This is a genomic window from Pseudooceanicola sp. HF7, assembly GCF_011806405.1.
Classification (GTDB): Bacteria; Pseudomonadota; Alphaproteobacteria; order Rhodobacterales; family Rhodobacteraceae; genus Pseudooceanicola.
Genome location: NZ_JAATOW010000005.1, coordinates 126,205 through 151,470, shown reverse-complemented (window position 1 = coordinate 151,470; position 25,266 = coordinate 126,205). Strand labels below are relative to the sequence as shown.

General features: G+C 62.8%; 19 protein-coding genes. 11 read left to right on the top strand and 8 right to left on the bottom strand.

Annotated features, from left to right (window positions below; all coding sequences use genetic code 11):
• Nucleotides 1-81 precede the first annotated feature (81 nt).
• From HCZ97_RS04625 to HCZ97_RS04595, 7 genes are all read left to right on the top strand, one after another.
• A complete protein-coding gene (locus HCZ97_RS04625) occupies nt 82-1,122 on the top strand; it encodes a substrate-binding domain-containing protein (RefSeq protein ID WP_167687502.1) in 1,041 nt (346 codons plus the stop codon).
• Nucleotides 1,123-1,254: 132 nt separating this feature from the next.
• Complete coding sequence (gene pstC / locus HCZ97_RS04620; RefSeq protein WP_167687501.1) at nt 1,255-2,718, top strand: phosphate ABC transporter permease subunit PstC; 1,464 nt, start codon at nt 1,255-1,257, stop codon at nt 2,716-2,718.
• Nucleotides 2,718-4,082: a phosphate ABC transporter permease PstA gene (gene pstA, locus HCZ97_RS04615; RefSeq protein WP_167687500.1), complete on the top strand. Its 1,365-nt coding sequence runs from the start codon at nt 2,718-2,720 to the stop codon at nt 4,080-4,082. Before pstC ends, pstA begins: the two co-directional genes overlap by 1 nt.
• A gap of 23 nt (nt 4,083-4,105) precedes the next feature.
• Nucleotides 4,106-4,903, top strand: coding sequence for a phosphate ABC transporter ATP-binding protein PstB (gene pstB / locus HCZ97_RS04610; RefSeq protein ID WP_167687499.1), 798 nt, complete (start codon nt 4,106-4,108; stop codon nt 4,901-4,903).
• Nucleotides 4,904-4,931: 28 nt separating this feature from the next.
• Nucleotides 4,932-5,666, top strand: a complete 735-nt coding sequence (gene phoU / locus HCZ97_RS04605) for a phosphate signaling complex protein PhoU (RefSeq protein ID WP_167687498.1) — start codon at nt 4,932-4,934, stop codon at nt 5,664-5,666.
• A gap of 1 nt (nt 5,667) precedes the next feature.
• On the top strand, nt 5,668-6,360 hold the full coding sequence (gene phoB, locus HCZ97_RS04600) for a phosphate regulon transcriptional regulator PhoB (protein ID WP_167687497.1): 693 nt from the start codon (nt 5,668-5,670) through the stop codon (nt 6,358-6,360).
• Nucleotides 6,361-7,932: 1,572 nt separating this feature from the next.
• The gene (locus HCZ97_RS04595; RefSeq protein ID WP_167687496.1) at nt 7,933-8,349 is read left to right on the top strand and encodes a hypothetical protein; all 417 of its coding nucleotides are present in this window, start codon (nt 7,933-7,935) and stop codon (nt 8,347-8,349) included.
• Between the two features lie 102 nt (nt 8,350-8,451).
• On the opposite strand, the gene HCZ97_RS20805 is transcribed toward HCZ97_RS04595, so the two are convergent.
• The 3 genes from HCZ97_RS20805 to HCZ97_RS04580 are packed head-to-tail and all read right to left on the bottom strand — an operon-like array spanning nt 8,452 to nt 13,133.
• Nucleotides 8,452-8,985 carry a chemotaxis protein CheD gene (locus HCZ97_RS20805; protein WP_368484320.1) on the bottom strand — a complete coding sequence of 178 codons (534 nt, stop codon included), beginning with the start codon at nt 8,983-8,985 and terminating at the stop codon, nt 8,452-8,454.
• 12 nt (nt 8,986-8,997) lie between these two features.
• On the bottom strand, nt 8,998-10,083 hold the full coding sequence (locus HCZ97_RS04585) for a chemotaxis response regulator protein-glutamate methylesterase (RefSeq protein WP_254871339.1): 1,086 nt from the start codon (nt 10,081-10,083) through the stop codon (nt 8,998-9,000).
• Nucleotides 10,083-13,133: a methyl-accepting chemotaxis protein gene (locus HCZ97_RS04580; RefSeq protein WP_167687495.1), complete on the bottom strand. Its 3,051-nt coding sequence runs from the start codon at nt 13,131-13,133 to the stop codon at nt 10,083-10,085. The genes HCZ97_RS04585 and HCZ97_RS04580 overlap by 1 nt, the downstream gene beginning before the upstream one ends.
• A 307-nt stretch (nt 13,134-13,440) precedes the next feature.
• Between HCZ97_RS04580 and HCZ97_RS04575 the strand changes: the two genes are divergently transcribed.
• Both HCZ97_RS04575 and HCZ97_RS04570 read left to right on the top strand, forming a co-directional pair.
• Nucleotides 13,441-13,914 (top strand): molybdopterin-dependent oxidoreductase, encoded by a 474-nt coding sequence (locus HCZ97_RS04575; protein WP_167687494.1) that lies wholly within the window; start codon nt 13,441-13,443, stop codon nt 13,912-13,914.
• Nucleotides 13,915-13,972: 58 nt separating this feature from the next.
• Nucleotides 13,973-16,213 (top strand): ATP-binding protein, encoded by a 2,241-nt coding sequence (locus HCZ97_RS04570; protein WP_167687493.1) that lies wholly within the window; start codon nt 13,973-13,975, stop codon nt 16,211-16,213.
• Between the two features lie 4 nt (nt 16,214-16,217).
• On the opposite strand, the gene HCZ97_RS04565 is transcribed toward HCZ97_RS04570, so the two are convergent.
• From HCZ97_RS04565 to HCZ97_RS04545, 5 genes are all read right to left on the bottom strand, one after another.
• Complete coding sequence (locus HCZ97_RS04565; protein WP_167687492.1) at nt 16,218-17,303, bottom strand: ABC transporter ATP-binding protein; 1,086 nt, start codon at nt 17,301-17,303, stop codon at nt 16,218-16,220.
• 2 nt (nt 17,304-17,305) lie between these two features.
• Complete coding sequence (locus HCZ97_RS04560; RefSeq protein WP_254871338.1) at nt 17,306-18,964, bottom strand: alpha-amylase family glycosyl hydrolase; 1,659 nt, start codon at nt 18,962-18,964, stop codon at nt 17,306-17,308.
• Between the two features lie 9 nt (nt 18,965-18,973).
• Nucleotides 18,974-20,122 carry a carbohydrate ABC transporter permease gene (locus HCZ97_RS04555; RefSeq protein WP_167687491.1) on the bottom strand — a complete coding sequence of 383 codons (1,149 nt, stop codon included), beginning with the start codon at nt 20,120-20,122 and terminating at the stop codon, nt 18,974-18,976.
• Between the two features lie 12 nt (nt 20,123-20,134).
• Complete coding sequence (locus tag HCZ97_RS04550; RefSeq protein ID WP_167687490.1) at nt 20,135-21,142, bottom strand: carbohydrate ABC transporter permease; 1,008 nt, start codon at nt 21,140-21,142, stop codon at nt 20,135-20,137.
• A 106-nt stretch (nt 21,143-21,248) separates the two neighbouring features.
• Nucleotides 21,249-22,517 (bottom strand): ABC transporter substrate-binding protein, encoded by a 1,269-nt coding sequence (locus HCZ97_RS04545; protein WP_167687489.1) that lies wholly within the window; start codon nt 22,515-22,517, stop codon nt 21,249-21,251.
• 247 nt (nt 22,518-22,764) lie between these two features.
• On the opposite strand from HCZ97_RS04545, the gene HCZ97_RS04540 reads away from it, so the two are divergent.
• Together HCZ97_RS04540 and HCZ97_RS04535 are read left to right on the top strand one after the other, a co-directional pair.
• Nucleotides 22,765-23,796, top strand: a complete 1,032-nt coding sequence (locus HCZ97_RS04540) for a LacI family DNA-binding transcriptional regulator (RefSeq protein ID WP_167687534.1) — start codon at nt 22,765-22,767, stop codon at nt 23,794-23,796.
• 3 nt (nt 23,797-23,799) lie between these two features.
• Complete coding sequence (locus HCZ97_RS04535) at nt 23,800-25,119, top strand: GH1 family beta-glucosidase (RefSeq protein WP_167687488.1); 1,320 nt, start codon at nt 23,800-23,802, stop codon at nt 25,117-25,119.
• Nucleotides 25,120-25,266: the final 147 nt, after the last annotated feature.

Sequence of the window (25,266 nt, the reverse complement as noted above, 5' to 3'; positions counted from 1 at the left end):
GCAGGGCCTAGCAGGGGCGGGCAGGCCGCCCCCAACCATCCGATCCATCGGGCAGCCAGATCAAGACAACAGGAGCTTTCCATGTCCTTCATGAAACTGACCGCCTCGGCCCTGGCCGTTGCCGCCGTCTCCGCCACCGCGGCCTCCGCGCGCGACCAGATCCAGGTCGCCGGGTCGTCCACCGTTCTGCCCTATGCCTCCATCGTGGCCGAAGCCTTCGGTGAGAACTTCGACTTCCCGACCCCGGTCGTGGAATCGGGCGGCTCTTCCGCTGGTCTGAAGCGCTTCTGCGAAGGCGTCGGTGAGAACACCATCGACATCGCGAACGCCTCCCGCGCGATCCGCGAAAAGGAAATCAAGGCCTGCGCCGACAACGGCGTGACCGACATCATCCAGGTCCGCATCGGCTATGACGGCATCGTCTTCGCCTCCCAGCTGGACGGCCCGGCCTACACCGCCTTCGAACCGGCAGACATCTACAACGCCCTGGCCCCCAAGGTGGTCGTGGACGGTGAGCTGGTCGACAACCCCTACACCAAGTGGTCCGAGTTCAACGCCGATCTGCCCGACTCCGAGATCCTGGCCTTCATCCCCGGCACCAAGCACGGCACCCGTGAAGTGTTCGAGGAAAAGGTCCTGGCAGCTGGCTGCGAAGCCACCGGCGCCCTGGAAGCCATGACCGCTTCCGGCATGTCCGAAGATGACGCGGAAGATGCCTGCATCGCCGTGCGCACCGATGGCAAATCCGTCGACATCGACGGCGATTACACCGAAACGCTGGCCCGGATCGACTCCAACGCCAACGCAATCGGCGTCTTCGGCCTGGCCTTCTACGAAAACAACACCGATGCCCTCAAGGTTGCGACCATGTCCGGCGTCGAGCCCACCACCGAAACCATCGCCGCCGGCGACTACCCGGTCTCCCGTCCGCTGTACTTCTACATCAAGAAGGCACACCTGGGCGTGATCCCCGGCCTGAAGGACTATGCAGAGTTCTTCGTCTCCGATGACATCGCAGGCCCCTCCGGCCCGCTCTCCAACTATGGCCTCGTCTCCGATCCGGAGCTCGCCGACACCCAGTCCATGGTTGCCGACGAAAAGACCATGGGTTCCAATATGTAATCGACCCCGGGTGGCGCTGCCTGCGGGCCGCGCCATCCACCCCCCGCCTTCATGACGAAGGCGGGTTTTCCTTCCGGACCTGCGCTTTCCAAGACACGGCGCTGTCCCAAACGTTCTTCCAGCGAGTATCCCATGCCGGCAACCTGGATCTTTCTCTTCGTCTTGGCGCTTGCCGTCATCGGATATGTGCTGGGCCGTCGCAAGGCGATGGCCTCGGCAGGTGGCGATGGCCGCCTGATGCATTCCCTGCCATCCTACTACGGCTACAACGCCGCGCTCTTCGTGCTGGTGCCCGCGCTTCTGGTGCTGGGTGCCTGGCTGGTTGCCCAGCCCATGGTGATCGAGCGCAGCGTGCAGCACATGATCCCCGAAACCGCCTATGAAACCTCTGGTGAGCTCAGCCTGATCATGTCCGATGTCCACCGCGTGGCGAGCGGCCTGGAAACGGCCGTGACCACCGGGCAGATCACCGCGCCGCAGCTTGAGGCCATGCAGGCCGGCAGCACCGACGTGCGCGGCCTGCTGGGCTCTGTCGGCGTGGCGGTGGGATCGGACGTGGATGCGGTCACGCTGGAGGCCGCGAAAAGCTACCGCGCGCGCAACGCCACCGCCGACACGCTGCGCAACATCGTCGTCGGGCTGCTGGCGCTGGCCGGCATGGCCCTGGCGGTGCTGCGCACGGACAAGGATTACCGCGCGCGCAACTCCGTCGAAAAGGTGGTGCTGGCACTGCTGATCCTGGCCGCCTCCCTGGCGGTGCTGACCACGCTGGGCATCGTCTTTTCGCTGCTGGCCAATACCATCCAGTTCTTCAAGCTCTATCCCTGGACCGATTTCTTCTTCGGCACGACCTGGGCGCCCTCCTTCGGGGGCGGGTCCGAACTGGGCATCCTGCCGCTGTTCTGGGGCACCTTCTACATCTCCCTGATCGCGCTGGCGGTGGCCGTTCCCATCGGGCTGTTCGCGGCCGTGTACCTCTCAGAATACGCGCCGAAATCCGTGCGCAGCTTCGCCAAGCCGCTGCTTGAGGTGCTGGCCGGGATCCCCACGATCGTCTACGGGCTTTTCGCGCTGCTGACCGTCGGCCCGATGCTGCTGACGGCCTTCGGGCCCGACAGCGTTGGCTGGATGTCGGGCGGCACCGCGGTGATGACCGCCGGCCTCGTGATGGGCATCATGCTGATCCCCTTCGTCAGCTCGCTCTCCGATGACATCATCAACGCCGTGCCCCAGTCCATGCGCGACGGCTCCTACGGGCTGGGCGCGACCAAGTCCGAAACCGTCAAGCAGGTGATCCTGCCCGCGGCGCTGCCCGGCATCGTCGGCGCGGTGCTCCTGGCGGCCTCGCGCGCGATCGGGGAAACCATGATCGTGGTGCTTGGGGCAGGGGCCGCGGCCCGGCTCAGCATGAACCCCTTTGAAGCGATGACCACCGTCACCGCCAAGATCGTCAGCCAGCTGACCGGGGACGCCGATTTCGCCTCTCCCGAGGCGCTGGTGGCCTTCGCCCTTGGCATGACGCTCTTTGTCATCACCCTCGCCCTGAATGTCTTCGCGCTCTGGATCGTGCGCAAATACCGGGAGCAATACGACTAATGACCGACGCATCCCTCTCCGGTCCCGACAGCACGCCCTTGCCCCAAGGCAAGACCAGCCTGCTGGCCCAGGACAGCCGCACCAAGCGCCGCAACGCTGCCGAAAAACGCTTTCGCTTCTATGGCATGGCTGCCGTGGGCGTGGGGGTTCTTTTCCTGGTGGTGCTGTTGGTGGCCATCGTGCGCAACGGCACCCCGGCCTTCACCCAGACCTTCATCGAGCTGCCCGTGCAGCTGAGCCAGGAAAAGCTGGACCCCGATCAGACCGGCGATCCGGAGGTCATCAAGAAGACCTCCACCTTCGGCTACAACGGCATGATCGACCAGGCGCTGCTGGATCTGATGGCCGCACATGGCCTGGACAGCCCCTTCGACAAGGGCGCGGACCTGCGCAAGATGATCTCTGCCTCCGTGCCGGCCCAGGTGCGCGACTACGCCATCGCCCATCCCGACCAGATCGGCCAGACGGTGGTGTTCAAGGTGCTGGCCTCCTCGCGCGTGGATGGCTACGAAAAGGGCCGCGTCACCCGCGAAGCCCTGGCGCGTGACAAGAACCTGGATGCCGAACACCTGGACCTTGTGGACCAGATGCGCGACGCCGGGATCCTCAAGCGCAGCTTCAACCTTGATTTCATCCTTGGCACCGATGCCTCCGAAAGCCGCCCCGAACAGGCCGGGATCGGCGCCTCCATGGTCGGCTCCTTCTTCATGATGCTGGTGGTGCTCTTCCTGTCGCTGCCCATCGGTGTCGCGGCCTCCATCTACCTTGAGGAATTCGCGCCCAAGAACTGGATCACCGACGTGATCGAGGTGAATATCTCCAACCTCGCGGCCGTGCCCTCCATCGTCTTCGGGATCCTGGGCCTGGCGGTCTTCATCCAGTTCGCAGAGCTGCCGCAATCCGCGCCGCTGGTGGGGGGCCTGGTGCTGACGCTGATGACGCTGCCGACGATCATCATCTCCACCCGCGCCTCGCTCAAGGCCGTGCCGCCCTCGATCCGCGATGCCGCGCTCGGGGTAGGGGCCTCCAAGATGCAATCGGTCTTCCACCACGTGCTGCCGCTGGCCATGCCCGGCATCCTGACCGGCACCATCCTGGGCCTGGCCCAGGCGCTTGGGGAAACCGCGCCGCTGCTGCTGATCGGGATGGTGGGCTACATCGCCTCCAACTTCCCCGATGGCATCGCGGCCGGCTTCCTGGACCCGAACTCCGCCATGCCTGCCCAGATCTACGAATGGGCCAAACGGGCCGACCCGGCCTATTACGAACGCGCCTGGGGCGGGATCATCATCCTTCTCGTCTTCCTGCTCACCATGAACTTCATCGCCATTATCCTGCGCCGGCGTTTCGAGCGCCGCTGGTAACCGCTATGGAAGGGATCAGTAACATGTACGACTCGCCGGCCCTGGAGAACACAGTGGACACCAAGGACATCAAGATTTCCGCCAACAACGTCCAGGTCTTCTACGGAGAGACCCACGCCATCAAGGACGTGAACGTCGCCATCGAAGACAAGACCGTCACCGCCTTCATCGGCCCCTCGGGCTGCGGGAAATCGACCTTCCTGCGCTGCCTGAACCGGATGAACGACACGATCGACATCTGCCGCGTCGAAGGCCAGATCCTGCTGGACCAGGAAGACATCTACGACCCCCGCGTCGACCCGGTGCAGCTGCGCGCCAAGGTCGGCATGGTCTTCCAGAAGCCCAACCCGTTCCCAAAGTCGATCTACGACAACGTCGCCTATGGCCCGCGCATCCACGGCCTGGCCAAGAACAAGGCCGACCTGGACGACATCGTCGAACGCGCCCTGCGCCGCGGCGCCATCTGGAACGAGGTCAAGGACCGCCTTCATGCGCCGGGCACGGGCCTGTCGGGCGGCCAGCAACAGCGGCTCTGCATCGCGCGCGCCGTGGCCACGGAACCGGAAGTCCTGCTGATGGACGAACCCTGTTCGGCGCTCGATCCCATCGCCACCGGCCAGGTGGAGGAACTGATCGACGAATTGCGCACCAGCTACTCGGTCGTCATCGTGACCCACTCCATGCAACAGGCCGCCCGTGTCAGCCAGAAGACCGCCTTCTTCCACCTCGGCAACCTGGTGGAATTCGGCGAGACCTCGCAGATCTTCACCAACCCGGTGGATGCGCGCACGGAAAGCTACATCACCGGCCGCATCGGCTGAGCCCAGAGACCACCAGGGAGTCAGAGACATGTCGCAACATATTGCGAGCGCCTTCGATCGTGACCTAGAATCCGTGCAGGCCCGGATCATGAAGATGGGGGGGCTTGTCGAACAGGCGATCCTTGAAGCCAGCCAGGCGCTGGAAGGCCGGGACGAGGAACTGGCAGAGCAGGTCCGCCAGGGCGATGCCGCCATCGACGCGCTCGAAGAGCTGATCCAGGAAGAAACCGCCCGCATCATCGCCCTGCGCGCGCCCACGGCGGGCGACCTGCGGGTGGTGCTGTCGATCCTGAAGATCTCCAATAACCTCGAACGGATCGGGGATTACGCCAAGAACATGGCCAAGCGGACCTCGGTGCTGTTGCAGATGCAGCAGATCACCGGCGCCAATGCCGCCCTGCGCCGCATGGCACGAGAGGTCGAAGGCATGCTGCGCGACGCTCTGGATGCCTATATCCAGCGCGACGTGGCCCTGGCCCAGGAAGTGATCGAACGCGACCGCGACGTCGACCAGATGTACAACGCGCTGTTCCGCGAATTCCTGACCTTCATGATGGAAGACCCGCGCAACATCACCGCCTGCATGCACCTGCATTTCATGGCCAAGAACACCGAACGCATGGGCGATCACGTCACCTCCATCGCAGAGCAGGTGATCTACCTCGTCACGGGCGAAACCCCCGGTGAGCCCCGCGTGAAAGGGGACAAGACCTCGGTCGATTCCTCCATGGCGCCGGATGTGCCGCAGCGCGGAGGCAACTGACATGGCCTCTGATCAGCAGCCCACCGTCCTGGTGGTCGAAGACGAACCGGCACAGCGCGAAGTCCTGGCCTACAACCTGGAAGCCGAAGGCTTTCGCGTCTCCCGCGCGGAAAACGGGGAAGAGGCGATGCTGCTGGTGGAAGAGGTCGCGCCCGACATCATCGTGCTGGACTGGATGCTGCCCAATCTTTCCGGGATCGAGGTCTGCCGCCAGCTCAAGATGCGCTCCGAAACCCGGGGCGTGCCGATCATCATGCTGTCCGCGCGCTCAGAGGAAGTCGACCGCGTGCGCGGGCTTGAGACGGGCGCGGATGACTACGTGGTCAAACCCTATTCGGTGATCGAATTGATGGCCCGCGTGCGCGCCCAGCTGCGCCGCACGCGTCCGGCCTCCATGGGGGAGCGGCTGGAATACGAAGACATCATCCTGGATGCCGAAACCCACCGCGTGACCCGCAGTGAGAAAGAGCTGAAGCTGGGGCCGACGGAGTTCCGTCTGCTGTCCACCTTCATGGAAAAGCCGGGCCGCGTCTGGTCGCGTGAACAGCTTCTGGACCGGGTCTGGGGCCGGGACATCTATGTCGATACCCGCACCGTGGACGTGCATATCGGGCGTCTGCGCAAGGCGCTGTGCACCCATGGCGGGGATGATCCGCTGCGCACCGTGCGCGGTGCCGGCTACGCGCTTGGCTGACAGAGCTGGCACGTGACAGAAATGGCCCGTGCCGGATCCCGGCGCGGGCTTTGCCGTTGGTGGTCTGTGATCCCGTAGGCTCCGGGGTCTGACTGGCGGGCCAGACTGAGCGGCCGGACAGACCTGTCGCCATAGCTGCCAAAGCCGCAACGGATCCGCGGGCTTCTGGTAAACCCAGCGTCAAACACCAGCGTTTCAAGGGGATTTGCAGCGACAGGGCTGTCTCCCTCTCCCCTCCATAATGAGTCTCATAATCGGTATTATGTAAATATCAGATAAATACAGAGCATGAATACATGCCTGTATCTATCTGATATTTAACGTAATAATGCTTAATAGATAGCTTATGGTGACTCACCTGACCCCTCTGTCGGGGTCTGTTTCACCACTGTATCACGCTATGCGGTGACACTCCCGCCAGAGATTTCACGCAGCCGAACCACTCAGCGAGGCGTCGTGATCCGTCTGCCTCTGCCACTGGATCTGACGCGGCGCAGGCCTTGAAACCTCTTAGCGCGGCCTGGCATCGAAAGCCTCTCGGTGCTGAGTTCCACGTGCCAGCCGCGATCCTCGGCCCGACACGCGCTTGGGCCTCTGCGTGGTATCGACCAACGCCGCGCACTTCGCTGCCAGCGCGCTGGCCGCCGATGTGCCGGATCTCTGACAGCACGCCCGGCACGCCGTTCGCTCTCGTCGCGCTCAGCACCGTCGCGCCGCAGGATTGCCCGGATGCCCGCCGCTGCGCATCCTGGTCCAACGCGCCATCCCGGATCATTGGCCACACCACAGATCCGCGCCAGACTGCCGCTCTCTCTGATCGCGCTCATTACCTCCACCGCGCATCCTTGGCCGCCAGCACCACGTCACAGCCCATGCTCTGTGCCGGTCGTCATTCCCCGGCGCCTCTGTTCCGCTCGAACCCGTCATCCCGTGCACTCCATGCGGCGCAGCTCCGCTTCCTGACCCAAGGCTCCCATGACCCGCATCCGCCAAAGCCTCAGCCACCCGAACCCCGGACCATCGCCGCAACGGGTCAAGACTGCCGCAAACTCCTTACCGCATCCTCTCACCACCGTGCGCTGCGCACCGACGTAATACCGACGTGATACCGACACGATACAGACGTCCCACCGACGCCGGTTTTCCGCGATCAGTCAGCCCTTGAAAACCTGCCACCCTCAGACCCGCCCAGGCCAAAACCCCGCGCAAAACTCGCGCGGCCTCCCGACCATGAATGTCATGAGGAGCGCCGGCCCATTTCCAGGCCAGTCAGCGCCAATACCTGCGGTTTACCTGCCGCTCTGCATCTATCCCTTTGATTGCACGCCTGAATACAGGTACACATAAGAGATCCCAGATCCTTCGCACCGGCACCGGTGCCCCAGGAGTCGCGACGCGATGCCCGACCAAGACCCGGAAAAATACCCGGAACCGCTGCGTGCGGAGCTCATGGCACAGCCCACGAGCATCCGCGCCCAACTGGCCCATCCATCTTCAGGTCGCATCGTAACCCTCGGACTTCCGGGACTTTTCCTGCCAGAAAGCGGATCCCCCACACTGGATCCCGCCCGAATGCGCGCCACCTTGACGGATGCCGCACTTTCAAGCTGCAAGCTGTTGATAATCCTACTGGAAAAAGAGGAACTGCCCCCGGGCGCCTGGGACCTCCTCGAAGCCCAGGCGGCAGAGATCTCCCTGCCCCTGCGCCACATGCCCATCCCCGATTACCAGGCCCCAGACGCCTCCTTCGAAGCCGCCTGGGAGGCCCTCCAACCCGATCTCACCAGCATCCTCTCTGCCGGCCAAACGGTGGCCCTGTCCTGCCACTACGGCGCTGGACGCTCAGGTACCATGGCCGCCTGTCTCTTGCTGGACGCCGGCCAAAGCCTTGATGTGGCAGTGAATTCCCTGCGCTCCGCTTTCCCGGATTCCATCGAAAGCGAATGCCAGCTCGACTGGTTGAGATCACGGACGTCCCGCTTGAGATAACGGACTTCCAGCTGATCGCCCGCGCAGGCCACACGCCAGCGCAAACCCAACCCAATGCCAGACCGCTCTGGGCCTTGTCCTGCAACGGCCTGACCTAAGACCTTAAAAAAGCTCCACATCGTTCCGGGTCGCACGTTCCGGCGCCTTGGGCGGTGCCACCACTTCCGGCGCGCCGGCAACCGTGCGCTGCATCACGCGCCCCTCCGCCGGGAAGAACTTGATCTGCCGCGCAGAGGTGCCGCCAAGGCTCTTGCCCAGGCAGGGAATCCCTTCCTTTTCAAGGAATTCCGTGATGAAGGCGCCGTTGGTATTGCCGATGTCGGACAGGCCGCTGATCATCCGCGCGCCGCCGAACACCTTCGCGTTCAGCCGCGTGCGATCCGCCCCCAGCCGAACCAGGCCATTGATCAGGAGCTCCATCGCATTGACCCCGGCAAAGTCATTCACCCCCATGGAGGTATGAGACCGCGCCACGAGGATATGGTTCATTCCGCCGACATTGCGCACCGGATCCCAGATGCAGGTGGCAATGCAGGATCCCAGGATCGTCGTGATAACGCCCCCGACGTGATCGGAAACCGCATATTCACCCTGGGTGATGTTGATGTTCGGCCCACGGCCTGCTGCTCGCTTCACTACTCGCTCCTGTCAGCCCCTGCGGGAGTCGCAACTTGCACAGATTGCCCGTGCCACCTGTTCCAGTGGAAGTTGTTCATCAAGGATACCCATCTCCGCCGCGGCGCGTGGCATGCCGTATACGACGCAGGTTTCTTCATCCTGTCCAATGCAGTACGCTCCACGCTGCTTCAGACCGCGCATACCATCCGCGCCGTCCTTCCCGATTCCTGTCAACAGGACGGCCGTCACTGTTTCCGCAGTTTCGCTTGCAGACATGAACAGTTCGTCTACCGACGGGATGTGTCCGTTCCTTTTTGGCGCCGCAATCGACGCAATTTCGTAGCGACGTCCGACGCGGCGAATGCCGGTATGTTCCTTGCCGCCCGGCGCCAGGTATACATGCCCCGGCAGAAGTTCATCTCCATCCACGGCCTCGATCACCCTTTGCGGCAGATGCTCATCAAGGCGCTTGATGAAGCTCTTCAGAAAGCTCTCTGGCATGTGCTGAGAGATCACGATCGGCGGGCAATCCGCCGGCATCCTTCGCAAGACGGTTTCCACCGCAGCAACCCCGCCGGTGGAGGCCCCAAGCAGGACGATCTTGCCATTCCAGCGATGTATCGACTCCTTGATGATATCGTCCTGGTCGACCGACCGGTTCATCGAGGGCACCTTGGTCCGGTTGAACCTGGTGGCGCTCACGATGCGCGTGGCGAGTTTCTTGAGGATCGCGTCATCCAGGCCCCCGGTGGGTTTTGGAAGCACGTCCACGGCGCCAAGAGACAGGGCTCGCACCGCGTGTTCACTGCCCTGCGTCGTCAGCGACGAGAACATGATCACCGGCATTGGCCGCAGGCGCATCAGCCTTTCCAGAAACTCCAGCCCGGACATGCGTGGCATTTCCACGTCCAGTGTTATGACGTCCGGGTTCAGCTTCTTAATCAGCTCGCGGGCCTGGTAGGCATCATTGGCCGCTCCGACCACCTCGATCCTGTCGTCCTTGGACAGGGCGTGCCGTATGAGGGTCTGGACAGAGGGCTGGTCATCCACGATCAGGACCTTGGTCTTCCTTCCGTCAACCTTGGGGGACTTTCCATTTTGGCGCGACATCGGCATCAGAAATCTTCCCAGTCGCTCGCTTCCGGTCTTTCAGCGGGTGCAACCGCCAGGTTGCCCTGGGTTGCCGGCGGCTGCTGCTTGGCCTTGGGCTTGCGCACCAGTGGCGTGGGCTTGGCGCGCGCCTCCATATCGCCGACCTTAAAGTGGCCGATGGTCTCTGTCAGCCGGTTGGCACGTTGCGCAAGCGCGTGGCTGGCCGAAGTCGTCTCTTCGAACATGGCGGCGTTCTGCTGCGTGACATGGTCGATCTGGTTTACCGCGGAATTGACCTGGGCCAGGCCGATGGATTGCTCTTTGCCCGCCTGAGCGATCTCGGCGATGTAGCTGGAGATATCGGAGATCGAGCCGACGATATTCTTCAGCGTATCGCCGGTCACGCCGACCAGTTCGACACCGCGGTTGACGTGCTGACCGGAGACCGTGATGAGCTGGTTGATCTCTGCGGCGGCATTGGCACAGCGCTGCGCCAGCGCACGCACTTCGGTGGCGACCACAGCGAAACCCCGGCCTGCCTCCCCTGCCCTTGCGGCTTCGACACCGGCGTTGAGGGCCAAGAGGTTGGTCTGGAAAGAGATATCGTCGATCACGGAAATCACCTTCATGATTTCCTTGGAGGATTCGGCGATCTCCGCCATAGCGGTTTCGGCTTCGTCGACCACGGACCCGCTGGATTCAGCGCTTTCGCGGGCCTCGGAGACCACCTGGTTGGCCTTGGCCGCACCATCTGCGGTCTGCGTGATATTGGTGGTCAGCTCATCCAGGCTGGAGGCCGTTTCCTGCAGGGTCATCGCCTGGCGTTCCGTGCGCGCGGACATCTCATCCGCGGCCTTCACGATCTCAGAGGTCTCGTGGTGCATGGCGGTGGTTTCGGAGGAAATGTTGGACATGGCGCGGGTAAGGTTGGCCAGCGCGTCATTGAAATCGGTGCGCAGCTGTTCGTATTCCGGCGCGAAGGGTGTCTCCAGGCGAGAGGTCAGATCGCCGTTAGAGATATCGCGCATGCCGACACGCAGCGCCTCGACCACAGTTTGCTGTGCTGCCTGCATGGCTTTCTGGCGGGCCTCTGCCTCTTGCAGTTCAAGCTGCGCGGCGGTCACATCCGTCCCGATCAGCGTCACCCCTGTGGTGTCCTTGCGGCGATCCAGCACGGGATAAATGCCGCCATCCACGATCGCGTCAGAGCCATCCTGAGAGCTGACGCGGAAGCGCCCCTGAATTGGATTGCCCGTGCGGACAGTTGCCAGGATATCGGTCTCTTCCCCGTCCTGGGTTTCCAGTTTCATCACCTGGTCAAGATGGCGCCCCATGGCCAGGTCCCTGGAAAGGCCGGTTATTTCAAGGAAGTTCGCGTTGACGTTCTGGGTTTTGCCGGAAAGGTCGAATTCCGCCATGATCTGTCCGCCTTCGATGGCGTTCAGGACGGCCGTCTTGCGGCGCTCTTCGGTGACATCGACCCATTCCACGACCAGGCCGGCGATTTCCTTGTCTTCGTTCCAGACCGCGTTGAGTTCGATTTGAAGGCGTGCGGAGCCGACCCGGATATCGGTCCGGAACGGCAGCGCGTCCGGGCGCTGGATCAGCTGGCGGATCATTTCCGGCTTGCCATGGAAGACATCCATGTTTGTGCCGATCAGGCCATCGGGGTCAAAGTCCTTTGCGACGACCTGGAAATCCTCAAGGCGGCTGTGCAGCATGGTCTTGACCGCATCGTTCATGTAGGTGATCGTGAAGTCTTCGTCCGTCATCATCAGTGCGGCGGAGGTTGCTTCGAGCGCGGCGCTCTTGAAGGACATCTCCCGTGCCAGGGCATGGGTGCCCGAAAGCCGCGTGCGCAGCTCTTCAAGAGAGCGTCCGATATCGCCTATTTCATCCCCGCGACCCGTGTGCGGCACGGTGATGTCGTAGTTCTGTTCGCAGACCTCCTCTATGCAGTGAGAGACGTCGCGCAGCGGGCGTGAGACGCCCATGGCGATCCAGAGCCCGATGGCCGCCGTTACCGCCAGGATGATGGCGCCGAAGATCAGGGTGTTGGTCACATATTGGCTGACGGAGGCCAGGATCTCTGCCTGGCTCTTGCTGGCAATGGCAATCCATTCGGTGCCGAAGACCGAGGCCGGGGCAAAGGCGGTCAGCTGGCCTTTCAGATCCGAGTTTTCCAGATCTTCCAGCAAGACGCCATCCCGGCCGCTGCGCGCCTCGAGAAGGGGCGAATTGGCGGGCAGCGGCGTATCCTGCCAGCCCTGTGCCTGCGTGCGCGCAATGCCGTCGTAGCCGATGGCAAAGCTTTGGCCGCTTTCGCCCAGCCCTGCGCTTTTGCCGATCTGGGTGCTGAGCGTAGCGGAGTCGATCCGGTAGGAAATCGCGCCCAGGATCGCTCCGTCTGCGCCGGAGACGGGGGCAATCAGGAAGGCGGAGTTCTCTGACGAGTTGCCGTAGTCGAAGAAGTCGACAAAGCTCAGCTGCTGGTTCGCGGGATCCGCAAGGACTTCCCCCACCTTGCTGAAGAAGGCTCCGCCCGTCAGCGCGCCGACGTGCGAGGCGAAATCATCCTGTTTCGCGGCCGAATAGACCATGTTGCCGTCGGCATCGAAAACAAAAACGTCCCGGTAGGACCCGCGTTTCATCAGGGAGCGGAAGTGATTGTGGAACCGCGCATGGGCGCGAGAATAGACGGAGCCGTCTCCGGCATCCGCGACCTCCGAACGCTGGAACGGTGGCAACCTGGAATCGCCAACGTAAAGTGCGTGGATCTGCTCCGCCGCGGTCGGACCCAGGGCATCCCAGCCAGCCGCGAAGGCGCGCAGGGCATTGGCAAGCAAGGGGCTTTCCGCCTGCATCGTCAGGTCGGTCTCTACCTCCTGGGACCAGTTGCGAAGTTCTTGTGCCTGGGTGTTGACGATGTCCAGCATCTCGGCCTCGCCCGCCTCCATCAGTGTGGACTTGGCGGATTTGTAGGACAGGATGCCCAGTACCCCGAGCGATATTGCCACGAGCAGTAGAAAGGCAGCAGGAAGCCTGAGCGCGATGCGGATTCTGGAAAGCCCCATGTGTATCCCCTGGATATCAGCCGTGGCGAAACGCAGTCGGATCGCCGCAATTGAACGGAGGTATGGAAGAACAGGCGTGAACATAGGTTTAATCCGGATGCCATCTGCTCTGCGCCAATCCGGCATTTTATCGCAAATTCTCAAGGCCGGCCGGCCCGCTCAGTGGTTCCGGACCTTCCGGGGAGCGTTTTCGATCGAATGGTCTGGGAATTAAATCCGGTCTACAGCTATCGTTAAGGTATTGTGGGTAGCCAAACCCCATGACCCGCCAGTCTGCTTGGCAATGCCCATATGGAAAGGATTCCACATGAAGACCGTGCTCTTGCTCATCTGGGGCGTTATCGTTGCGCTTCTTCCCGTCAATGCCATGGCCCAGGATCGGGTCATCCTGACAATTACCCTGCCAGACCGCGTCGTGGAAATGAGCGCGCATGATCTTTCGGCCCTGCCCGTCACTGAATTCGAGACCTCGACAATCTGGACGGAGGGCGTGCAGCAGTTTCGCGGTGTCCGTATGGTGGCGCTTCTTGAGCACCTGGGGGTCGACAGCGGTACCCTGGAGCTGACGGCCGCCAATGATTATTCGATCACGATCCCGATCGCGGATTTTCACCCCGATGGGGCCGTCCTGGCTTACGAGCGGAATGGCAAGCCGATGACGCTACGCAGCAAGGGACCGCTTTGGCTGGTCTATCCTTATGATTCTGCGTCGTCTTTCCAGACAGAGGTCATCTATGCCAACTCCATTTGGCAACTTGACCGGATGGCGGTCAAGGACTGACAGAACGCTCCCGTCCGGCCAATCGAGGCCGGACCTGTGCGGGTCGCGGAGCATTCAAATGGCGCAGCCCTTCTTTTGGCGGACAAGCCTGGACACCGGGGTCCTGCGCCTGGGCATCCTGGGCACGATCACCGCCCTGTGCATGATCGTCATCGTCTTCCTGATGACCGATGTGCGCCAGAAACTGGCAGAGCTGGCCTCCTCTCCGACCGACAACATCCAGTGGACTCTTTCCCAACTTGAGGTCGAATACCTGGAACTGCAACGGGCCGTGGGCCTCGCGCAGTTGCACTCCCAGCTCTTGTCGGACGAGAATCTGGGTCCTGCCCTGCGGGATGTGCGGGATCGCTATGACATTCTCTACAGCCGCTTCGCGACGCTCTCCCGCTCTGCCGTTTATGCTCAGGCGCTGTTGGACCCGAGTTTGCGTGATGATTTCCTGAAACTGAGGGATGCCTTCTACGAAAAGACCACGCTGATCGACAGCGATGACGCGACACTTCTGGCCGGGCTTGACGAACTGCAAGCCGATCTGGCCGAAAAACGGCAGGACATTCGCCGGATCCTGACACTTGGAAACCGCATCTTCGTGGGCATGTCTGATCAGGCCCGCAACGGCATGGCCCATGTCCTGAAGGTGCTTGCCGCCGCCACCGGCGTTCTGCTTGCCGCACTGAGCGCGATGGTCATCCTGTTCCGCTCCCTTGCGCAGGTCTCCCAGAAGCGGCTGGAACAGAAGCTGGCGGCCTCTGCACGGCTGGAGACGATCTTTGGAACCTCCCAGGACGCGATCCTTGTCTTCGATCGAAGTGGCCGCCTGCGGGAGGCCAATCGCGCCGCGCGCGACATGTTCCACTTTTCGGAGGACGAACAGCGCGATCTGTCCGCAGGTCTGTTCCTGTCCCAGGAGACCGCCGATGGCCCGCAAGAGGTGACCGGGAACGCCTTGTTTAAGGCCTGCCAGGACGGTCCGAAAACCTGTTTCCGCCTTCTCGGCCGAACCCGGTCAGGCCGAAGCTTCCCGGTCGAACTGTCCATGGACATCAACGAGGCAGAGGCCTTCCCCATCCTCGTTTGCGTGATCCGCGACATTTCCCACCAGGTCGCCAGCGAGGCCGAGCTGAAAGACTCCCGCGACAAGGCGCTGGCCGGGGAACGGGCCAAGGCCCGGTTCCTGGGGGTCATCAGCCATGAGATGCGCACGCCGCTCAACGGCATCCTTGGCACCATCGACCTGATGGAGGAAAGCAATGATCCGACAGAGGAAGAGACCTACCTGAACGTCGTGCGCAGCTCTGCCCAGACCCTGCTGGAACTGGTGAACGACGTGCTGGACATCACCCAGATCGAAGGCAGCGACGTGGTCATCCACCCTGCCCCCTTCGACCTGGACCGGCTGATCGAAGACATCCTGGCCAGCGAGATGCCGCGCGCACGCAACCTGCGCAACCTCCTCTACCGTGCGGACAGTTCGCCCGCCGGCTGGGTGCTGGGGGATGCCACGCGCGTGCGGCAGGTCCTGCTGAACCTCGTGTCCAACGCGGTGAAGTTCACCGAAGGCGGCGAGGTGGCAATCACGACCCGCCGCGCGGAGGGCAGCGAGGTCGTGATCGAGGTACGCGATACCGGGATCGGCATGTCGGCAGAAGAACAGGCCCGGATTTTCGATGATTTCGTGCGGCTGGACGGGGCCGTCCACCGCCAGATCCAGGGGACGGGTCTGGGGCTTGGCATCGCCCTGCGCCTGGCCGGGGCGATGATGGGCCGGATCGAGGTGGAGAGCTCTCCCGGCGAGGGCACGCAGTTCCGGCTGTTCCTGCCACTGCCGCCCGTCGCAGCCCAAGGCGCTACTCGACCTGCAAAGACGGAAGAAATGCCGCAGATCCCCTCGCTTGATATCCTTCTGGTCGAGGATAATCCGACCAACCGTTTCGTCGCCCGCCGCATGCTGGAACGCGATGGGCACCGCGTGACGGAGGCTGAGAATGGCAAGCTGGGCGTGGATGCCAGCCAGTCCCATCCCTATGATATCATCTTGATGGATGTCTCCATGCCGGTGATGGACGGGGTCGAGGCGACCCGCGCCATTCGCGGTGGCCAGGGGCTTTCCGGGCAGGCGCGCATCATCGCCCTGACCGCCCATGTCGGGGAAGAGGTGACCGAGCGGCTGAAGAAGGCCGGGCTGGACGATGTGATCGCCAAGCCGATCCGGGCGCGGATCCTGCGCCGCCTCCTGCTGGAGGCCACGCAGTCCGGGCCCGGCGGTGGTGGCGGGCGCAACCGCGATCGCTACTCCTGACCGATCAACGCCGCATGGATTGCCCTTCGTGGAACAGGTGAATATGCTCCGGCGCCGCGGACAGGCCAATGACCGTGCCCCGCAGACCATCATGAACGCCGGGCAGCTTCGCGATGGCCGCGGCCTCTTCGCCCTGCAGCTCGAAGTACAGCAGCGTAACCTCGCCCAGCTTCTCCACGATATCGACGGTGCCAGAGAACAAACCGCCCTGCTCCACCGGGGTCAGGTGCTCGGGCCGCACGCCGATGTTGACCTTCTTGCCCATGTCTTCGGGTGCGGTCGGTATGTCGGAAACGGCGGTGTGACCGCTGTCCATGGTGATGGTTGTCTGTTCCCCCGTGCCGCTGATCACGCCGCCCATGAGGTTCATGGCCGGGGAGCCGATGAACTGCGCCACCATCTCGTTCTCTGGCCGCTCGTAAAGGTCCAGCGGGCTGCCGACCTGGGCGATGCCCTTGTTTGCCAGCACCACGATGCGGTCGGCCAGGGTCATCGCCTCGACCTGGTCATGGGTCACGTAGACCATGGTGCGGTCGGGCATGGCCTCCTTGAGCTTGGCGATCTCGATCCGGGTGGCGACGCGCAGCGCCGCATCCAGGTTTGAGAGCGGCTCATCGAAGAGATAGATCTTCGGATCCCGGACGATGGAACGCCCGATGGCGACCCGCTGCCGTTGCCCGCCGGAGAGCGCCTTGGGCAGACGATCAAGGTAGGGTTCCAGCTGTAGCACCTTTGCGGCGTTGTCGATGGCCGCGTCGATCTCTGCCTTGCTCTTCTTGGCCAGCTTGAGCGCGAAGGCCATGTTGTCGCGCACGGTCATATGCGGATAAAGCGCGTAGCTTTGGAACACCATGGCGATGCCGCGCTGTGCCGGAGGCACGTCGTTCATGACCTGCCCGTCGATCTCAAGCGTGCCATCGGTGATCTTTTCAAGACCGGCGATCATGCGCAGCAACGTCGACTTGCCACAGCCCGAAGGCCCGACAAAGACGACAAGCTCCCCGGCCTTGATATCCAGGTTGATGTCATTGAGGACGTTGATTGTTCCGCCATAGGTCTTCTTGACGTCGGTAAGCTTCAGATCAGCCATGTTCAGCCCGCCTTCCGTCCGTAGATTGTATAGCCCCAGGCCGGCAGGGCGATGGCGCCATCGTCGCCGGCCTCCGTCCCGGACAGCGCGGCCGCCAGGTTCTGCCAGTTGCCCGCCGGCAGCTGCGTGGTGACCTCACCATAGCCCAGGTTGAAGGCGCAGAAGATATCCTCGTCCGCGGAGGCGCGGGTAAAGACCAGAAGATCGCCGTCCGCCTCAAGCGGAGTCTGATCGCCGAACCGGAGCGCCGCATGGGCGTGACGCAGGGCGATCGCGCGGCGGTAGTGGTGCAGAAGCGTCTCGGGGTCCGCTTCCTGCTGATCCACGGCCATCGCGGCCTGGGCAGAGCTGACGGGCAGCCAGGGGTGTCCCACGCCAAAGCCCGCGTTCTCTGACTGTGCTTCCCAGACCATGGGCGTGCGACAGCCGTCCCGGCCCTTGAATTCGGGCCAGAAGCGGATGCCATAGGGATCCTGCAGCGCCTCGTAGGGCACGTCGGCTTCAGGCAGGCCCAGCTCTTCGCCCTGGTAGATGCAGACGGAGCCGCGCAGGCACATCATCAGCGTGTTGAAGGCCCGCATGGAATTGTCCTGAAGCCGCCAGCGAGAGGCATGGCGCACCACGTCGTGGTTGGAATAGGCCCAGCAGGCCCAGCCGTCGGCTGCCACATCGTCGATCTGGTCCATGACCTCCTTGATGTAGCTGGCCGTGGGCGTGTCACCCGACAGCAGTTCGAAGGCGTAGCACATGTTCATCAGATCGGGGCCAGAGGTGTATTCCCCCAGGATCTCAAGCCCGCGCTGTTCATCGCCCACCTCGCCCACGGCGGCCGCGCCATAGGGGTCCATCACCGCGCGAAGCTTGCGCAGGAAGGTCAGGTTTTCCGGGCGCGACTTGTCGTAGACGTGCTCCTGCCAGTTGTAAGGGTTCACCGCGGGTGCCGTCTTGGCCGTGCGCCGGGCCGGATCCAGCGCGGGGTTGTCGCGCAGTTCGGCGTCATGGGTGTAGAAGTTGATCGTATCCAGGCGGAACCCGTTCACGCCACGCTCAAGCCAGAAGCGGGCCACGTCCAGCAGGGCCTCCTGCACATCCGGATTGTGGAAGTTCAGGTCCGGCTGGGTGGTCAGGAAGTTGTGCAGGTAATACTGCATCCGCCGGCTGTCCCATTCCCAGCCGGAGCCTCCGAAGATCGACAGCCAGTTGTTCGGCGGGGTGCCATCGGGCTTGGCATCGGCCCAGACGTACCAGTCGGCCTTGGGGTTGTCCTTGCTGGCGCGGCTTTCCAGGAACCAGGGGTGCTGGTCCGAGGTATGCGACAGAACAAGGTCGATCAGCACCTTCAGGCCCAGCTTCTCTGCCTCGGCCATCAGCGCATCGAAATCCTCCAGCGTGCCGAACATCGGGTCGACATCGCAGTAATCGCTGACGTCATAGCCGAAATCCTTCATCGGCGAGGTGAAGAAGGGAGAGATCCAGACCGCATCCGCCCCGAGAGAGGCGATGTGCTGAAGCCGCTGGGTGATCCCGGCCAGATCGCCGATCCCGTCGCCATTGCTGTCCTGGAAGCTGCGCGGATAGATCTGGTAGATCACAGCGCCGCGCCACCATTCGGCATCAATGGCCTGGGTGCTGCCCTTCGTGTTCATGATCTGAGACGTCATCATTGAATCCTATTTCACCGATCCGGCCAGCAATCCGCGGACCAGGTATTTTTGCATGAGGAAGAACACCAGCAGCGGCACGGAGATGGAGACGAAGGCCGCCGTGGCCAGGATCTCCCAGTTGCCGCCGCGCGTGCCCATCAGTTCCACGATCTTGGCCGTCATCACCGTGGTCTGGCCCGTCGCATCGATCAGGAAGACCTTGGCCACCAGCAGGTCGTTCCAGGTCCACAGGAACTGGAAGATCGCGAAAGAGGCCAGCGCCGGGAAGCTGAGCGGCAGGATGATGCGGATGAAGATCTGGTATTCGGTGGCGCCGTCCACGCGGGCATTCTCGATGATGTCGCGCGGCAGGCCGGCCATGTAGTTGCGCAGCAGGTAGATCGCCATGGGCAGGCCGAACCCGGTATGGGCCAGCCAGACGCCCAGGTAGCCCTTGCCGATGCCGATCGCCAGGTGGAGCTTCAGAAGCGGGATAAGCGCCAGTTGCAGCGGCACGACCAGCAGGCCGACCACGCAGGCGATCAGCAGCGCCCTGCCCTTGAAGTCCATCCACGCCAGCGCATAGGCGGCAAAGGCCGCCACTAGGATCGGGATCACCGTGGCCGGGATGGTCACCGTCAGCGTGCTCAGGAAGGCCCGGCTCATCCCGTCCACGTTGTTGGGATCGAACAGCAGGTTGCGGTAGTTCTCAAGCGTCAGCTCAGGCGGTGTCTGCGCCGTGACGAAGACCCGCGGGCCGCGGCTGCCCTCGAAGGGCTCGGCGCTTTCCATGCGGTAGCTGCCGTCCGCTGACAGGGTGATGGTGGAGCCGTCGCGGAACTCACCGGTGTCGCCCGGTTCATAGATGCCGATGTCCCGCGAAGAGGTGCCCCATGTCGAAATCTCGGGCGTGGCGCCTTCTTCGAAGAACGTCCCCTCGATCACGTAAAGGCCGTTTTCTTCGACCTGGGCCTCGGGCCCGGCGGCGCGCAGCGTCAGGTTCTGTTCGGATGGGAAGAGCGCCTTCCACCAGCCGCTGGTGGCGATCTGGTCGCCCGTGCGGAAGGACGACACGAAAAGCCCCACAGTGGGCAGCAGCCAAAGCACCACCAGCACCACGACAGAGGCATTCACGGCCCATGTGAGCGAGGATTTGCGGCCTGCGATATTGTCCATTGGCCAGTCTCCTCAGCGCATTTCGCGGCGCGCGTTGCGCACGTTCCAGACAAGGATCGGCAGCACCAGCAGCATGATGACCATGGCCGAAGCCGATCCCATCCCCCAGTCGCGGGCCACGAAAAGCTTGTCGTACATGTAATTGGCCAGAACCTGCGTGCCCCATTGGCCGTTGGTCATGGCAAAGACGATATCAAAGATCTTGAGCACGATGATGGTGATCGTGGTCCAGACCACAAGGATGGTGGAGCGGATCTGCGGGACCTGGATCTTGAAGAAGATCTGCCAGCCGTTGGCACCGTCGACGATGGCCGCTTCCACGGTTTCCTCTGGGATGCCGCGCAGGGCCGCGGACAGGATCACCATGGCAAAGCCGGTCTGGATCCAGATCAGCACGATCATCAGGAAGATGTTGTTCCAGAAGGGAATGGTCAGCCAGGTCTGAGGCTCTGCCCCGCCAAGACCCAAGTAGACAGCGTTGAGGATGCCGATCTGCTCAAGCTCGATCGGGCGCGCGTCATAGACCAGTTTCCAGATCACCGCCGCCCCGACGAAAGAGATCGCCATGGGCATGAAAATCAGTGACTTGGCCAGCCCGCCCCACCTGATGCGGTCGGTCAGCTGGGCCGCGATCAGACCGAAGGCGGTCGAGGCCGCCGGCACGATCAGCAGCCAGAGCATGTTGTTGATGATGGCTTCCCAGAACTTCGCGTCCTGGCCCATCCGGATGTAATTGCTCAGCCCCACCCACTCATAGCCACCGCCGGGCACGCGCTGTGTCAGCGACAGGCGCAGCGTCTCGAAGACGGGATAGGCCAGGTAGAGGCTGAGGGCAAAGATGGCCGGAAACATGAACAACCAGGGCCGCCAGAGGTTGGCCCGGTTGATGTTGCGCCCCGCATGTGGTCCGCGGGCCGGGAACAGCACCCGGTCCAGGATCAGGTTGGAGAGGTAGAAATAGGCAATGCAGCCCGTCACCCCAACCACGATGGTGATGATCCCCTGAAAGACTGGGTTCATTTTGTCGGTGCTCCCGTCGGTCTTGAAAGGCGGGCAATCCGGGAGGATCGGATTGCCCGCCTTGGCTCAGTTGTTTCGATGACGAATCAGGGAATTCGGATCCCGATTACTGGATCGTATCCCAGGCGGACTGGATGTCGTCAGCAACTTCCTGAGCGGGTTTGCCGCCAGTGTAATCCACCATGCCGGTCCAGAAGGCCCCTGCGCCGACAGCGCCGGGCATCAGGTCCGATGCGTCGAAACGGAAGGTGGTGGCGTTCAGCAGGATGTCGTTCATCTTCTTCAGCGTCGGATCGGAGAAGACGGAGGTATCGACATCCTTAAAGGGTGTCAGGAAGCCGGTCCGGGCCATCCAGATCTCATGTGCCTCGGGTGTCTTGAGGTATTCGATCAGGGCCTGCGCGCCTTCGCTGTCGTTGGTGATCCCCCAGAGCGTCCCTGCCCCAAGCACGGGCTGGCCCAGGTCGGCTTCTTCATAGGCCGGGAAGTAGAAGAAATCGGAATCTTCGCCGATCACCGACCCTTCCGGGAAGAAGCTGGGAATGAAGGACGCCTGCTTGTGCATGTAGCACTGCGGCGGAGAGGCAAAGAGCCCCTTGGGGCTGTCGCGGAAGTCGGTGGATGCCACGGCAGATGCCCCACCAGAGACGTAGTCGTCATTGGTGGCGAACCAGCCGAACTCCTCGATCGCCTCGACCACGGCAGGATCGTTGAACTTGGTCTCGTTGGAAACCCATGCGTCGTAGACTTCGGGTGGCTGGGTGCGCAGCATCATGTCCTCGACCCAGTCGGTCGCCGGCCAGCCGGTCGCGCCGCCGGATCCCAGGCCGATGCACCAGGGGGTCTCGCCCTCGTCGGCGATCTGCTGGGTCAGCGCTTTCAGCTCTTCCATGGTCTGGGGCACATCGTAGCCGGCGTCCTCGAAGTTCTCGGGCACGTACCAGACCAGGGATTTCACATCGACCTTGTAGAAGAAGCCGTAAAGCCCGTCAGAGCCGTCCGGACCAGGGAAGGTCGCCAGGTCGACCCAGGACTCGCCAGCTGCGTAATGTTCCTTGAGCCACTCCCCGGTGCCGTCGGGCATCGGCGTCAGGAAGCCGTTGCTGGCCATGTCCGCGGCCAGGCCAGGCTGCGGGAAGATTGCGATGTTCGGGGCCGATCCTGCCTCTGCGTCGATCACGATCTGCTGTTCGAAGCTGTCGGAGCCGACATAGGAGACCTCGTAGCCGCTGGCCGCGGCGAAACCGTCCAGCACGGCTTCAACGTCTTCCTGGTCCGGGCCCAGCCAGGGGCCGAAGACGGTGACCAGCTCGGCCTGCGCCCCGCCGGCCGTCAGCGCCACCATGGCGGCGCTCATCAACAGTGAATTTCGCATTTCCAAATCCTCCCACAGATCCGCCTAGCCGGCGTTTTCATCATCCAGCGCGAATCGAATTTCAAAGCGCTTTGAGTGAAGAATGTTAGAGCGCCTTGTGTCCTCACCTGTCAACCACTGGCATCAAATTCCATCTATTGCAGGGCTAAGAGCCGTATCCCGGCGGTTGAGAACAAGGGCATTGACCTGTCATGTCTTTGCCGACACATATGGATCGAACGACGAATTGAAAGCGCTTTGAATGGCAATGAACCTCAAATCCCTGGCGGAGGCCCTGGGGTTGTCGCAGACCACCGTCAGCCGGGCCCTGAACGGCTACCCGGAAGTGAGCGAGGCCACGCGGCAGCGGGTGATGGAGGCTGCGCAGCGCTACAGTTACACCCCCAACAGCCGTGCCAAGGGGCTGGCCACGGGCCGTACGATGATGATCGGTCAGGTCATTCCCACCACGCTCAAGCATGAAATGGTGAACCCGGTTTTCGGGGATTTCGTCGCCGGGGCTTCGCAGGCGCTGTCGGAACATGGCTACGACATGGTTTTCACCCGTGTGCCGGACATCGACGAGAGCCGGATCTACCGAGAGTTCAACGCCCGCCGAGTGGTCGACGGGGTGATCCTGCAGGGGCCCGCGATCTCTGACACGCGCATCCCGCTGCTGAACGAGATCGGCCTGCCCTTCATCGTTCATGGCCGCTCATCCGGCGTTTCCGAACCCTACAACTGGGTCGACGTGAACAACCGCCGGTCCTTTGAGCGCGCGACGCAGTTCCTGATTGACCTCGGCCACCGGCGCATCGCCCTGTTGAACGGCCTTGATCACATGGATTTCGCCTTCCGCCGCCGGCAAGGCTACCTGGATGCCCATGCGGACAGCGCCATCCCCACTGATCCCGCGCTGATGCACAGCGAGGAAATGACAGAGGAATACGGCCACCGCCTGGCCGTTTCCCTGCTGGCCTCCGAAGACCCGCCCACCGCCTTCCTCTGCGCCTCCATGATCGCGGCGCTCGGCGTGCGCCGCGCGATCCAGGAGGCGGGCTTGCGCATGGGGCCCGATGTCTCTGTCATCACCCATGACGATGACCTGTCGTATCTCAAGAACGGCTCGGACATGCCGATCTTCACCGCCACGCGCTCCTCTGTCCGCCAGGCAGGAGAGCTGCTGGCCGAAAGCCTGGTGCAGCTGATCAAGGACCCCTCCGTGGTGCCGATCCAGAAGATGCTTGAAGCGGAGCTGGTTGTCGGAAGCTCCACCGGACCTGCCCCGAAAAGGACCTGACCCATGAATTTCACCCGCAAGGATTTCCCGCAGGACTTCCTCTTCGGAACTGCGACCTCTGCCTACCAGATCGAAGGCCATGCCTTCGGGGGCGCCGGCCCGACCCATTGGGACAGTTTCGCCGCAACCCCCGGCAACGTGGTCCGCGCCGAGAATGGCGATCGGGGCTGCGACCACTTCCACCGCTACGAGGAAGACCTGGACCTGGTCGCTGCCGCGGGCTTCGATTGCTACCGGTTCTCGACCTCCTGGGCGCGGGTTCTGCCAGAGGGGCGCGGCACGCCGAACCCCGAAGGCCTCGATTTCTATGACCGGCTCACCGACGCGATGCTGGAACGCGGGATCAAGCCTTGCGCGACGCTCTACCATTGGGAACTTCCCTCCGCGCTGGCGGACCTGGGCGGCTGGCGCAACCGGGATATCGCCGGCTGGTTCGCCGATTTCACGGAGGTCATCATGGGCCGCATCGGGGATCGGATGCATTCTGTCGCGCCGATCAACGAACCCTGGTGCGTCGGCTGGTTGAGCCACTTCCTTGGCCATCACGCCCCCGGCCTGCGCGATATCCGTGCCACGGCCCGCGCCATGCACCACGTGCTTCTGGCCCATGGCAGCGCGATCCAGGCGATGCGCGGCCTTGGCATGGACAACCTGGGCGGTGTCTTCAACATGGAATGGGCCGATCCGGCTGACGCCAGCCCAGAGGCCCGCGCCACCGCCGATCTCTACGACGGCTATTACAACCGGTTTTTCCTGGGTGGCGTCTTCAAGAAGGAATACCCCGCAAACGTGATGGAGGGGCTTGGCCCACATATGCCGGCCAACTGGCAGGATGATTTCGACGTGATCGCCAGCCCGGTCGACTGGTGTGGCATCAATTATTATACCCGCAAGCTGATGAAGCCGAACAGTGATCCCTGGCCCTCTCATGAAGAGGCCGAAGGCCCCCTGCCCAAGACCCAGATGGGCTGGGAGATCTACCCGGAGGGGCTTTACAAGTTCCTGACCCGCACGGCGCAGGAATACACCGGGGTCCTGCCGCTGTATGTGACGGAAAACGGGATGGCGAACGCCGATGTGCTGAGCGATGGCAAGATCGAGGACCCAGAGCGCACGGCCTATATCGAGGCCCACCTGGCGGCCGTGAAGCGCGCCATTGCCGAGGGCGCGCCGGTCAAGGGCTACTTCCTATGGTCGCTGCTGGACAACTACGAATGGGCGCTTGGCTATGAGAAGCGCTTCGGCTTGATCCACGTCGATTTCGACACGATGGTGCGAACGCCCAAGGCCTCTTACCACGCGCTGAAAGAGGCGCTGAGCTGATCGAAACCGGCCCGGAGCGACAACTCCGGGCCTTTTTACTTGGTATCCGGTGCGTATAGTCATCTTCCCCGCGGGGAAGGCGCCGGGCTGGCATTTCCGGCGCAAGTCCCGAATATTCAAGGTTGATTAAGAATAATTAATTGCAAC